The 12,470-nt window shown below is 73.4% G+C and carries 11 protein-coding genes; 10 read left to right on the top strand and 1 reads right to left on the bottom strand.

The window, feature by feature from the left end:
• Positions 1-29: 29 nt before the first annotated feature.
• The 5 genes from uvrB (at position 30) to ACI78Q_RS19150 (ending at position 7,249) form a co-directional block, all read left to right on the top strand.
• Positions 30-2,153, top strand: coding sequence for an excinuclease ABC subunit UvrB (uvrB, locus tag ACI78Q_RS19170; RefSeq protein ID WP_456925032.1), 2,124 nt, complete (start codon positions 30-32; stop codon positions 2,151-2,153).
• A gap of 8 nt (positions 2,154-2,161) precedes the next feature.
• Positions 2,162-2,518 (top strand): MmcQ/YjbR family DNA-binding protein, encoded by a 357-nt coding sequence (locus ACI78Q_RS19165; protein WP_456925031.1) that lies wholly within the window; start codon positions 2,162-2,164, stop codon positions 2,516-2,518.
• Positions 2,519-2,823: 305 nt separating this feature from the next.
• Complete coding sequence (locus ACI78Q_RS19160; RefSeq protein ID WP_456925030.1) at positions 2,824-3,993, top strand: TerC family protein; 1,170 nt, start codon at positions 2,824-2,826, stop codon at positions 3,991-3,993.
• A gap of 76 nt (positions 3,994-4,069) precedes the next feature.
• A complete protein-coding gene (locus tag ACI78Q_RS19155) occupies positions 4,070-5,164 on the top strand; it encodes a TerC family protein (RefSeq protein ID WP_456925029.1) in 1,095 nt (364 codons plus the stop codon).
• A gap of 39 nt (positions 5,165-5,203) precedes the next feature.
• On the top strand, positions 5,204-7,249 hold the full coding sequence (locus ACI78Q_RS19150; RefSeq protein WP_456925028.1) for a S9 family peptidase: 2,046 nt from the start codon (positions 5,204-5,206) through the stop codon (positions 7,247-7,249).
• A 91-nt stretch (positions 7,250-7,340) separates the two neighbouring features.
• Here ACI78Q_RS19150 and ACI78Q_RS19145 read toward each other — a convergent pair whose 3' ends face one another.
• On the bottom strand, positions 7,341-8,579 hold the full coding sequence (locus tag ACI78Q_RS19145; RefSeq protein WP_456925027.1) for a polyhydroxyalkanoate depolymerase: 1,239 nt from the start codon (positions 8,577-8,579) through the stop codon (positions 7,341-7,343).
• Between the two features lie 177 nt (positions 8,580-8,756).
• Here ACI78Q_RS19145 and ACI78Q_RS19140 point away from each other — a divergent pair, with 177 nt between their 5' ends.
• The 5 genes from ACI78Q_RS19140 to ACI78Q_RS19120 all read left to right on the top strand — a co-directional run bounded on the left by ACI78Q_RS19140 (position 8,757) and on the right by ACI78Q_RS19120 (position 12,322).
• The gene (locus tag ACI78Q_RS19140) at positions 8,757-9,980 is read left to right on the top strand and encodes an alpha-hydroxy acid oxidase (protein WP_456925026.1); all 1,224 of its coding nucleotides are present in this window, start codon (positions 8,757-8,759) and stop codon (positions 9,978-9,980) included.
• 23 nt (positions 9,981-10,003) lie between these two features.
• Entirely contained in the window at positions 10,004-11,005 is a 1,002-nt protein-coding gene (locus ACI78Q_RS19135) for an acetamidase/formamidase family protein (protein ID WP_456925025.1), read from the top strand.
• Between the two features lie 17 nt (positions 11,006-11,022).
• Positions 11,023-11,784: an SDR family NAD(P)-dependent oxidoreductase gene (locus ACI78Q_RS19130; protein WP_456925024.1), complete on the top strand. Its 762-nt coding sequence runs from the start codon at positions 11,023-11,025 to the stop codon at positions 11,782-11,784.
• Positions 11,785-11,795: 11 nt separating this feature from the next.
• Positions 11,796-12,083 carry a hypothetical protein gene (locus tag ACI78Q_RS19125; protein ID WP_456925023.1) on the top strand — a complete coding sequence of 96 codons (288 nt, stop codon included), beginning with the start codon at positions 11,796-11,798 and terminating at the stop codon, positions 12,081-12,083.
• An 80-nt stretch (positions 12,084-12,163) separates the two neighbouring features.
• A complete protein-coding gene (locus ACI78Q_RS19120; protein WP_456925022.1) occupies positions 12,164-12,322 on the top strand; it encodes a hypothetical protein in 159 nt (52 codons plus the stop codon).
• Positions 12,323-12,470: the final 148 nt, after the last annotated feature.

Below are 12,470 nucleotides of genomic sequence, written 5' to 3'. Positions count from 1 at the left end.
TGTCACACCCCCGTCGTACCGTCGTCCCCGTGCGCTCGACCACCGATCTCCGGCCCACCCGAGGGCGTTTCCGCGTCGTCAGCGAGTTCGAGCCATCCGGTGACCAGCCCGCCGCCATCAAGGCGCTCGCCGAGCGGGTCAACTCGGGGGAGAAGGACACCGTCCTCCTCGGCGCCACCGGTACCGGCAAGTCGGCCACGACGGCGTGGCTCATCGAGCAGGTGCAGCGCCCCACGCTGGTGATGGCGCCGAACAAGACCCTGGCCGCGCAGCTGGCCAACGAGTTCCGCGAGCTGCTGCCGGACGCGGCGGTCGAGTACTTCGTCTCGTACTACGACTACTACCAGCCCGAGGCCTACGTCCCGCAGACCGACACCTACATCGAGAAGGACTCCTCGATCAACGAGGAGGTCGAGCGGCTGCGGCACTCGGCGACCAACAGCCTGCTCACCCGGCGCGACGTCGTCGTGGTCTCGACCGTCTCCTGCATCTACGGCCTGGGCACCCCCGAGGAGTACGTCGACCGGGCGCTGAAGATCAAGGTGGGGGAGGAGCGCGACCGCGACGAGCTGCTGCGCACGCTCGTCACCGAGCAGTACACCCGCAACGACCTCTCGTTCACCCGCGGCACCTTCCGGGTCCGGGGCGACACCATCGAGGTGTTCCCGGTGTACGAGGAGCTCGCCTGCCGCATCGAGATGTTCGGCGACGAAGTGGAGCGGCTGTACTACCTGCACCCGCTGACCGGCGAGGTGGTGCGCGAGGTCGACGAGCTGTTCGTCTTCCCGGCCACCCACTACGTCGCCGGCCCCGACCGCATGGAGCGGGCCATCGCCTCCATCGAGGCGGAGCTGGAGCAGCGGCTGGCCGAGCTGGAGCGGCAGGGCAAACTGCTGGAGGCCCAGCGGCTGCGCATGCGCACCACCTACGACATCGAGATGATGCGGCAGGTCGGCTTCTGCTCCGGCATCGAGAACTACTCCCGGCACATCGACGGCCGCGCGGCCGGCAGTGCCGGCGCCTGCCTCATCGACTACTTCCCCGACGACTTCCTGCTGGTCATCGACGAGTCGCACGTGACCGTGCCGCAGATCGGCGGCATGTACGAGGGCGACATGAGCCGCAAGCGCACGCTGGTCGAGCACGGCTTCCGGCTCCCCTCGGCGATGGACAACCGCCCGCTGCGGTGGGAGGAGTTCACCGACCGGATCGGGCAGACGGTCTACCTGTCGGCCACGCCCGGCCCCTACGAGCTGGGCCGGGTGCAGGGGGACGTCGTCGAGCAGGTCATCCGTCCGACCGGGCTGGTCGACCCGGAGGTCGTGGTCAAGCCGACGAAGGGCCAGATCGACGACCTGGTGCACGAGATCCGCCTCCGGACGGAGAAGGACGAGCGCGTCCTGGTCACCACGCTGACGAAGAAGATGGCCGAGGACCTCACCGACTACCTGCTCGAGCTCGGCATCAAGGTGCGCTACCTGCACTCGGAGGTCGACACCCTGCGCCGGGTCGAGCTGCTGCGGGAGCTGCGCCAGGGCGAGTACGACGTCCTGGTCGGCATCAACCTGCTGCGCGAGGGCCTCGACCTGCCCGAGGTGTCGCTGGTGGCGATCCTCGACGCCGACAAGGAGGGCTTCCTCCGGTCGGGCACCTCGCTGATCCAGACGATCGGCCGCGCGGCGCGCAACGTCTCCGGTCAGGTGCACATGTACGCCGACAAGATCACCCCCTCGATGGCGCAGGCGATCGAGGAGACCAACCGGCGGCGCGAGAAGCAGATCGCCTACAACACCGAGCGCGGCATCGACCCGCAGCCGCTGCGGAAGAAGATCGTCGACATCCTCGACGGCATCTACCGCGAGGCGGAGGACTCCGAGTCCGCCGAGCTCATCGGTGGCTCGGGTCGTCAGCAGTCGCGCGGCAAGGCGCCGGTGCCGGGCCTCTCGTCGAAGAAGGCCGGCGGCAAGGGCAAGGCCGGCTCGATCGACGTCCAGGGCCTGCCGCGCAACGAGCTCGCCGACCTCATCACGCAGATGAACGAGCAGATGCTCGCCGCCGCGCGGGAGCTGCAGTTCGAGGTCGCGGCGCGGCTGCGCGACGAGCTGGCCGAGCTGAAGAAGGAGCTCCGGCAGTTCGACGCGGCCCACGCCTAGGGGCCGGCGTGGAGCGCGAGGAGCTGGTGGCCCACTGCCTGGGCAAGCCGGGGGCCGAGGAGACCTACCCCTGGGGTGAGGCGGAGCTGGTGGCGAAGGTCGGCGGCAAGGCGTTCGCCTTCATCGGTCTCGACGGCGGGACGGTCGGCGTGAAGTGCGGCCGCGATGCCGCCGAGGCCGCGGAGTGGCGCGACCGGTACCCCGGCGCGATCACCGCCAGCGCCTACGTGGGCCGCTACGGCTGGAACGCGGTGGACTGGACCGGCCCGGTGCCCGACGACGAGGTCCGGGAGCTGGTCGACGCCTCCTACGACGCGATCGTGGCGGCGCTGCCGAAGAGCAGGCGCCCGGCCGCGCCGGCCTGAGGGAGGACCCCGCCCCCGTCGCTCGCGGCGAGACCCCGCAGGGGGCCCGGCCGGGCGCTGCCCACGGCGGTCCCGGGGGCCGGGAACCCTGCCGGGCCGCCGTCCGTTGGGCGCGGTGGATCCACGGTGTCTGCTGTCGATGACGCCTGCCCGCCGCCGGGTCCGAACGTGGAGGGGAGTATCCCTGCGCGGCAGCGCCGTCAACACGAGGTCCCGTGACCTCCGGCGCTGCCGGCCGCCCGGGCTCGGGCGGTGGGAGAGACCTCCGGTACTGACACCTGTCTGTCAACCGGAGGAACCACCGCATGGACGTCCCATTCTGGGTGTGGGCCATCACCGTCGCCGCGATCGTCGGGATGCTCGTGTTCGACTTCGTCGGCCACGTCCGCACCCCGCACGCGCCGACGCTGCGTGAGTCGGCCACCTGGTCGGCGGTCTACGTCGGCATCGCCATCGTCTTCGGCCTGCTGGTCCTGTGGTTCGCGGGCCCGCAGTACGGCGGCGAGTACTTCGCCGGCTTCGTCACCGAGAAGAGCCTCTCGGTCGACAACCTCTTCGTCTTCGTCCTGATCATGGGCAGCTTCGCGGTTCCCCGGGAGCTGCAGCAGAAGGTCCTGCTGTTCGGCATCGCGTTCGCCCTCGTCCTGCGGACGGCGCTGATCTTCGTCGGCGCCGCGGCGATCCAGAACATCAGCTGGATCTTCTACGTGTTCGGCGCGTTCCTGATCTACACCGCGTACCTGCAGGCCCGGGGCGGCCACACCCACGACGAGGAGTTCAAGGAGAACGGCGTCCTCCGGCTCACCCGGCGCCTGCTGCCGACCACCGAGGAGTACCACTCCGACCGGATGACGGTCACGATCGCCGGCAAGCGGTACATCACCCCGCTCGCGATCGCGCTGGTCGCCATCGGCAGCGCCGACATCCTGTTCGCGGTCGACTCGATCCCGGCGATCTTCGGCCTCACCCAGGAGACGTACCTGGTCTTCACCGCCAACGCCTTCGCGCTGCTCGGCCTGCGCCAGCTGTTCTTCCTCCTCGACGGCCTGCTCGACCGGCTGGTCTACCTGTCCTACGGCCTGGCGGTCATCCTCGGCTTCATCGGCGTCAAGCTGGTGATCCACGCCCTGCACGAGAACGAGCTGCCGTTCGTCAACGGCGGTGAGCACGTGACCGCGGTGCCGGAGATCCCGACGTGGCTGTCGCTGACGGTCATCCTGCTCACACTGCTGGTCACGACCGTGGCCAGCCTGGCGAAGAACCGGCGGGACCGGACGCGGGCGCAGGACCGTGCGACTGCCGGCGCCGGTGCTCCGGAGCCCACCGCCTCCGCCGGCTCTCTGCACGGCGCAGACCCGCAGGTGGACGGCGGGGTCGACCGCGACGCGCTCGCGGCGCGGGACGCCCGGCACGCCGGTGGGCCGACGCCGGTCGGCGAGGCCGCAGGCCGCGGCGCCGGTCGCGCGCAGGGCTGAGCGCACCGCCGCCCGGCGCATCACGCGCCGGGCGGCGGGCAGCAGCCCGCGGGAGCGCCCCGTAGAGTCGTAGCCCGTGGATCTCCCCGTCTGGTTCGAGGTCGCGACGTTCGTGGGGCTCACGGTCCTGCTGCTCGCCGATCTGGCCATCGTCGCCCGCCGCCCGCACGAGCCCTCCATGAAGGAGGCCAGCCTGTGGGTGAGCTTCTACGTCGCCCTGGCGCTGATCTTCGGCGTGCTGCTGCTGGCCTTCACGAACGGGCAGTTCGCGACGGAGTTCTACGCGGGCTGGCTGACCGAGTACAGCCTGTCGGTGGACAACCTGTTCGTCTTCGTGATCATCATGGCCCGCTTCCAGGTGCCCCGGCACCTGCAGCAGGAAGCGCTGATGGTGGGCATCATCATCGCGCTGATCCTGCGCGGGGTGTTCATCCTGCTCGGCGCCGCGGTGATCGAGCGGTTCACCTGGGTCTTCTACATCTTCGGCGCATTCCTCGTGTACACCGCGATCAACCTGGTGCGGCACCGCGGCGAGGACGAGGACTACGAGGAGAACGCGTTCATCCGGCGGATGCGCCGGGTGCTGCCGATCACCCAGGACTTCCACGGCAGCAAGATCCGCGTCACGCAGAACGGCAAGAAGTTCTGGACGCCGATGGTCATCGTCTTCCTGGCGCTGGGGACGACGGACCTGATCTTCGCGCTCGACAGCATCCCGGCCATCTTCGGCCTGACGCGTGAGCCGTTCATCGTCTTCACCGCGAACGTCTTCGCGCTCATGGGGCTGCGCCAGCTCTACTTCCTGCTCGGTGGCCTGCTCAAGCGGCTGGTCTACCTCTCCCTCGGCCTGGCGGTGATCCTGGCCTTCATCGGCGTGAAGCTCGTGATGGAGGCGCTGCACGAGAACACGCTGCCGTTCATCAACGGCGGCGAGCACATCGACGCCGTCCCGACGATCCCGATCTGGCTGTCGCTGTCGATCATCCTCGGTGTCCTGGTGATCGCCACCGTCGCCAGCCTGCTCAAGACCCGTGGCCAGACGCCCGAGCCCTCGCCCGTCGAGGCCGCCGGGTCGGTGCGGTCCAGCGGCCCGGAGGCCCTGGCCGACGCCGAGCGGAGGGCCACCACGGGCGAGGGGCTCGAGGCCGACCGGGACCGGCACCGCGGCTGACCCGGCGGACGCCGTCCGCCGGGTCAGCGCGGCCGCATCATGCACCCGACCGACCTGGAGCTCCTCCGCACGCCCGGCGTCCCCACGGTCTCCCCGGACGGCCGCATGGTGGTCGTGGCCGTCACCCGGCTGGACCTCGCCGCGGACGCGTACCGCAGCCAGCTGTGGGCGGTGCCGACCGACGGCTCGGCGCCGGCCCGGGCCCTGACCAGCGGCTCCCGGGACACCGCTCCGGCGTTCTCCCCGGACGGTCGCTGGCTGGCCTACCTGGGCGCCGAGCCGGGCGGCCGGCCCCAGGTCCACCTCCTGCCGACCGCCGGCGGGGCGCCGCGGCGGCTCACCGACCACCCGCTCGGAGCGGGCGCGCCGGTGTGGGCGCCGGACTCCCGCCGGCTGGCCTACGTCGCCCGGGTACCGCAGCCGGGCCGGCTCAGCGCCGACCCCGACGCCGAGCCGCCCCGGCTGATCACGACGCTGCGCTACCGGCTGGACGGCGTCGGCTTCCTCGCCGACCAGCACAGCCACGTGTTCGTCCTCGACCTGCCGCCCGGCGGGGAGGACGACGGGACGCCGCTGCCGCAGCCGAGGCAGGTCACCGACGGTCCCCACGACGACACCGACGTCACCTGGAGTCCGGACGGCGCGGAGCTGGCGTTCGTGTCCGCCCGGCACCCGCGAGCCGACCGCGACCTGGTCCGCGACGTGTACGCCGTCCCGGCCGCCGGCGGGACGCTGCGCCGCGTCACCGACGGCCGGGGCGACTGTTCCCTCCCCGCCTACGACGCGGCCGGCACCACGATCTGGCTCACCGCGCGTCCCGACCTCGGCCCTGACGGCCTCGACGAGTTCGCCCGCAGCGCCACGCTGTGCCGCGTGCCGGCGGCCGGTGGCGCGCTGGAGCCCGTGCTCGACCCGGAGCACACCGAGCGTGGGGACGAGACGCCGGCGACCGTGCTGGCCGGGGGAGCGGCGTACCTCGGGGTGCAGCGCCGCGGCGCGGTGGAGCTGCTGCGGGTGCCGCTGGACGGCCGGCCGGCCGAGGCGCTGGTCGACGGGCCGTTCACGGTCTGCGGGGTCGCGGTCGGCGGCGGGGTCGTCGTCGCCACGGTGGCGCACGACCGCTCCGCCGGGGAGCTGATCGCGATCACGCCGGGACGGCGGCGGCTGCTGACCGGGTTCGGCCGCGCCCTGGGGGCCACCGGGCGGGTGCACCGGATGCGCGAGCTGACCGCGGCCGCGCCCGACGGCCACCCCGTGCACGGCTGGGTCACCGCGCCGGCCGGCCCGGGGCCGCACCCGGTGGTGGTGCTGGTGCACGGCGGGCCGTACCGGCAGTCCGGCTGGACGCTGCTCGACGAGACGCAGGTGCTCGTGTCGGCCGGCTACGCCGTCGTCCAGGGCAACCCGCGGGGCTCCTCCGGCTACGGGCAGGCGCACGGCCGGGTGCTGCACGGCGCCTGGGGGACCGTCGACGCCGACGACGTGCTGGCCCTCCTCGACGCCGCCCTGGCCGATCGGGCGCTGGACGCGCACCGGGTCGGTGTCATGGGCGGCTCGTACGGCGGCTACCTCACCGCGGTGCTCATCGCCCGGTCGGCACGGTTCGCCGCGGCGGTGGTCGAGCGGGCGTTCCTGGACCCGGTGAGCTTCGTCGGCTCGTCCGACATCGGGTGGTACGTCGTCGACGCGCACCTGGGCCGTGACCCGGCCCGGCTGGCCGAGCAGAGCGCGCTCGCCCGGGCCGGGGACATCACCACGCCGACCCTCGTCGTGCACGCCGAGCAGGACTGGCGCTGCCCGGTGGAGCAGGCGCAGCGGCTCTACGTCGAGCTCAAGCGGCGCGGCGTCCCGTCGGAGCTGCTGCTCTTCCCGGGGGAGGGGCACGAGCTGAGCCGGTCGGGCCGGCCGCGGCACCGGCTGGCGCGCCTGGAGCACCTGCTGCGCTGGTGGGACCGCTGGCTGTCCACCGACCCGGGCCCCGGCGCCGACGAGCTGCCCGGCGACGTCGTGGACGCCGAGCCGGTCGAGGACGACGACGGCGAGGGTCGGGAACCCCTCACGGTGCGCGCCACCCGCCTCGCCTGACCCCGGCGGAGGAACCACCACCCACGTCCGGAGCCGCGGGACGTGGGTGGTGGTTCCTCCGCCGCGGCTCCTGTACCGCGGGGCCGCCGGGTCAGCCGGCGGCGGCGTGCTGCACGGTGTGCTCGGCGACGAAGTCGCGCAGCACCGGGTACACCTCGGCCTCCCAGCGCGACCCGCTGAAGACGCCGTAGTGGCCGACCCCGGGCTGCAGGTGGTGCCGCTTGTGCGTGTCGGGGATGCCGGTGCACAGGTCGTGCGCGGCCTCGGTCTGGCCGGGTGAGCAGATGTCGTCGCGGGCGCCCTCGACGGTCAGCAGCGCCGTCCGCCGGATCGCGGAGGGGTCGACCGGCCGCCCGCGCCAGGTGAACCGGCCGGTGGCCATGTGGTGCTGCTGGAAGATGCGCCCGACCGTCTGCAGGTAGAACTCGGCGGGGACGTCCATCACCGCGCCGTACTCGTCGTAGAAGGCGCGGGTCGTCGCCGCCCGCTCCGCGTTGCCGGTGACGAGGTCGCGGTAGAGCCGCAGGTGCGCGTCGAGGTGCCGCCGCGGGTTCATCGACATGAACGCCGTCAGCTGGACGACACCCGGGTAGACCCGCCGTCCCGCGCCGGCGTACCGCCGCGGCACGGTGCTGATCAGCCGGCGCTCGTAGGCCGACAGGGGCTGCTTGCCGGCCGCCTCGTTGATCCGGTTCGGGTTCACGCGGGTGTCGACCGGGCCCGCCATGAGGGTGAGGGTGGCCGGCTGGGCGGCGTCGTCGTCCTCGGCCAGCAGCGCGACGGCGGCGAGCACCGGGACCGCGGGCTGGCAGACGGCGACGACGTGCGCCCCCGGCCCGAGCTGCCGCAGCGCGTCCATCACGTGCTCGATGTACTCGTCCAGCCCGAACGGGCCCTCGGAGACCGGGATGTCGCGGGCGTTGTGCCAGTCGAGGACGTAGACGTCGTGGTCGGCGAGCAGCGTGCGGATGGTCGGGCGGATGAGTGTGGTGAAGTGCCCCGACATCGGCCCGACGACGAGCACCGGCGGCTGCCCGGTCATCCCCGCCTTGCGGAAGTGCAGCAGGGTGGCGAACGCGGTGCAACCCACGGGGTGCTCGGAGACCGCCGTGCGCCGCCCGCCGGAGACCACCGCGTCGATCCCGTAGTCGGGCCGGTCGTGGGTGGGCCGGGACTTCGCGACGATGTCGCACGCCGCCCGCAGGTGCCGCACCCCCGCCGCACCGCCGAGCCGGGGCGGGAGCGCTGACAGCGCGCGGGCGGTCAGCCCGGACGCGGCCACGACGGGCGCGCCCGCCCGGCGGTTGATCTCGTAGGCGGTGTAGAGCATCGGGGCCTGTCCTGTTCCTCTGGTGCGGCATCGACGGTGACGCGCGTCACTGTGCCGGGGACGTTAACCGCCGTTCGCGCCCGGCGCGCGGCGACGCGGCGGAGCGTCGTCCCACTCGTCCCACCGGCACCGCCGTCCTGGCAGGGTGGGCCGGACGCCGAGACCGAGGAGGACCACGTGGTCGATCGCCGGGTGCCCCGCTGGTCGGAACTGCGCGAGGTGATCCGGCCCCGGCGGTTGCCGGGGGACGCGACCGACCGCCGGCTGGCCGCGGCCGCCACGGTCGGCGACCTGCGGGAGATCGCCCGGCGGCGGGCGCCGCGCGCGGTGTTCGACTACACCGACGGCGGAGCGGGCGCCGAGACGAGCCTGCGCCGGTCGCGGGAGGCGTTCCAGCGGCTGGAGTTCCGCCCCAGCGTGCTGCGCGACGTCTCGGTCGTCGACCCGTCGACGACGGTCCTCGGCCGCCCCTCGGCGCTGCCGCTGGCGTTCGCCCCGACGGGCTTCACCCGGCTCATGCACACCGAGGGCGAGTCGGCCGTGGGCCGGGTGGCGCAGCGGGTCGGCATCCCGCACGCGCTCTCGACGATGGGGACGACGACGATCGAGGCGCTGGCCGCGGCGGCGCCCGAGGCGCGCAAGTGGTTCCAGCTCTACCTGTGGCGTGACCGCGAGGCCAGCGAGGCGCTGGTGGCGCGGGCGGCCGCCGCGGGCTACGAGGCGCTGGTCCTGACCGTCGACACCCCCGTCGCCGGCCCGCGGCTGCGCGACGTCCGCAACGGCTTCACCATCCCGCCCGCCCTCACCCTGCGGACGATGGCCAACGCCGCCGTCCACCCGCACTGGTGGGTCGACCTGCTGACCACCGAGCCGCTGCAGTTCGCCTCGCTGCGGTCGTGGGGCGGGACGGTCGCCGAGCTCGCCGACCGCGTCTTCGAGCCGGCCGCGACCCTGGCCGACGTCCACGACCTGCGGGCCCGGTGGTCCGGCGCGCTGGTCGTCAAGGGCGTGCAGACGGCGGACGACGCCCGCGCGGTCGTGGACGCCGGTGCCGACGCGGTCGTCGTCTCCAACCACGGCGGCCGCCAGCTCGACCGCGCGCCCACCCCGCTGGTCGAGCTGCCCGCGGTCGTCGCTGCGGTCGGCGACCGCGCGGAGGTCTACCTCGACGGCGGCATCCTCGACGGGGCGGACGTCGTGGCGGCGGTGGCCCTCGGCGCCCGGGCCTGCCTGGTCGGCCGGGCCTACCTCTACGGGCTCATGGCCGGCGGTGAGCGCGGGGTGCAGCGGGCCGCCGACATCCTGGCCCGCGAGATCGCGCGCACCCTGCAGCTGCTCGGCGTCCCGTCGGTGGCGGAGCTGACGCCGGACCGCGTACGCCTCGGGGCGTTGCCGGACTGAGCTGCGCCTTCCTAGGCTGCGGCATGGACGTCGTCGAGGTCGTGCCCACGTTCGAGCAGTACGCGTTCACCTTCGGCGGCGTCGCCCCGCTGCGCCGGGTCACCCCCGGGACGGCGCTGCGCGTGTGGTCCGACGACGCCTTCTGCGGCGCGCTGCAGAAGACCACCGACCTCTCCAGCGAGAAGGTCGACCTGCGCTTCGTGAACCCGCAGACCGGGCCGTTCTTCGTCGAGGGCGCCGAGCCCGGCGACACCCTCGCCCTGCACTTCGTGGCGATGGAGCCGGCCCGCGACTGGGGCGCGTCGGCGGCGATCCCGTTCTTCGGCGGGCTCACCAGCACCGACCGGACGGCGACGCTGCAGGAGCCCCTGCCGGACACCACCTGGATCTACGAGCTGGACCGGGCCGCGAACACGGTGACCTTCGCGGCGCAGCACACCGACCTGCAGGTCGCCCTCCCGGTGGAGCCGATGCTCGGCACCGTCGGGGTCGCGCCGCCCGGCGGTGAGGTGCGCAGCTCGCTGGTGCCCGAGCGCTTCGGCGGCAACATGGACACCCCGCAGATGCGCCCGGGCACCACCTGCTTCCTCGGCGTCAACGTGGAGGGGGCGCTGTTCTCGGTCGGCGACGGGCACTACCGACAGGGGGAGGGCGAGGCCTGCGGGACCGCCGTCGAGGGCGCGATGACCACGACGCTGATCGTCGAGCTGGTCAAGGGCGGCGCCCCGCTCTGGCCGCGGCTCGAGGACGACACGCACTGGATGACCGTCGGCTCGAGCCGGCCGCTGGAGGACGCCTGGCGGATCGGCCAGGTGGAGCTGGTGCGCTGGTTCGGCGAGCTCTACGGGCTGCACCCCATGGACGCCTACCAGCTGCTCTCGCAGATCTCCGAGGTGCCGATCGCCAACGTCGTCGACGCGAACTACAGCGCCGTGGTGAAGGCCCGCAAGTCCCTCCTGCCGCGGGCCTCGGCCTACGGCGGGTTGCACGACGACCTCCGCCGCCGCGCGGCGACCCTGCTCTGACCCCTGGGAGGAACCCCGTGGACCTGCAGCTCACCGGAGCCCGCGTGCTCGTCACCGGCGGCACGCGCGGCATCGGCCGCGCCATCGTCGAGACCTTCGTCGACGAGGGCGCCGTCGTGGAGTTCTGCGCCCGCGACGCCGCCGAGATCGAGGCGACGGAGAAGGCTCTCGCCGATCGGCGCGGGCGGGCCTCCGGCGTCCAGCTGGACGTACGCGACGGTGCGGCCCTCACCTCGTGGGTGGAGGCGGCCGCCGGACGCCTGGGCGGCCTGGACGCCGTCGTCGCCAACGTGAGTGCGCTCGCCACCCCGGACACCGAGGAGAACTGGTACACGAGCTTCGAGGTGGACCTCATGCACACGGTCCGCCTCGCGAAGGCGGCGATCCCGCACCTGGAACGCAGCGGACACGGCTCGATCGTGGCCGTCTCGAGCGTCTCGGGACGGGAGTCCGACGCCGTCTCGGGGCCCTACGGGACGATGAAGACGGCGATCATCGGCTACGTCTCGGGCCTGGCGATGCAGTTGGCCGGCCGCGGGGTGCGGGCCAACGTGGTCTCACCTGGCAACACCTACTTCCCGGACGGCTTCTGGCAGAACATCGAGCGCGGCAACCCCGAGCTGTTCGCCACGGCGCTCGCGCTGAACCCGACCGGCCGGATGGGGACGGCGGAGGAGATGGCCAGGGCCGTCGTCTTCCTCTCCAGCCCCGTCTCCAGCTTCACGACCGGGACGAACCTGGTGGTCGACGGCGCCCTCACGCGCGGCATCCAGCTCTGAGAGGCTGCGGTATGGCGCTCATCTACCCCGTCGCGGCCGACTCCCCTGAGCCCGAGGACGGCACCGACCCGGACTTCGCCGAGCTGGCGGCCGACCTCTCCGACACCTGGCTGGTCGAGGTGGCGATCGCCGACGACGGGGACGACGCCTGTTTCGGCCCGCTCAGCGCCCGGGCGGCGTGGGACCTCGCGCTCGACATCGACGAGCGGCGCCCGGGGTGGACGGTGTCGATCGTCCCGCTGCACGTGGCCTGCACCGCCGACGAGCTGGTCGCCCTGTTCGAGGACGACGAGGACTAGCCGCCGGGGCATGTCCGACGCGGGGCGGGACCGTGGTGGCTGATCCGGTGCGGAGGCGGGAGCCGCCGTCCCGGTTGCTGGTGATCGGGCCTGCGGGCGCGGCCGTCGTCGCGGTCTCCAGATTGGTGGACCCGGGCAGCACCGTGCCGGTGTGGCTCGCGGCGCTGCTCCTCGTCGCCTCGCTGGGAGCTGTCGTCGCGATCCTCGTCCTGCGCCGGCGCACGATGCACCGGCGCTGACCCGGCGGACGACGGTGCCCGAGTACGGGAGCCCCGGGGGGGGGGGGGGGGGGGGGGGGGGGGGGGGGGGGGGGGGGGGGGGGGGGGGGGGGGGGGGGGGGGGGGGGCGGGCGCGCGGGGGGGGCGGGGCTGGGGGGGGCGCCCGCCC

The sequence above is a fragment of the Geodermatophilus sp. SYSU D00705 genome (genome assembly GCF_054050135.1).
This window is presented reverse-complemented; position numbering and strand designations above follow the sequence as displayed.

Excerpts from the sequence above, each read along its gene's own strand:
- ACI78Q_RS19160 (WP_456925030.1), top strand. The coding sequence starts at position 2,824 with ATGGACGTCCCATTCTGGGTGTGGGCCATCACCGTCGCCGCGATCGTC.
- ACI78Q_RS19150 (WP_456925028.1), top strand. The coding sequence starts at position 5,204 with ATGCACCCGACCGACCTGGAGCTCCTCCGCACGCCCGGCGTCCCCACG.
- ACI78Q_RS19145 (WP_456925027.1), bottom strand. The coding sequence starts at position 8,579 with ATGCTCTACACCGCCTACGAGATCAACCGCCGGGCGGGCGCGCCCGTC.
- ACI78Q_RS19135 (WP_456925025.1), top strand. The coding sequence starts at position 10,004 with ATGGACGTCGTCGAGGTCGTGCCCACGTTCGAGCAGTACGCGTTCACC.
- ACI78Q_RS19125 (WP_456925023.1), top strand. The coding sequence starts at position 11,796 with ATGGCGCTCATCTACCCCGTCGCGGCCGACTCCCCTGAGCCCGAGGAC.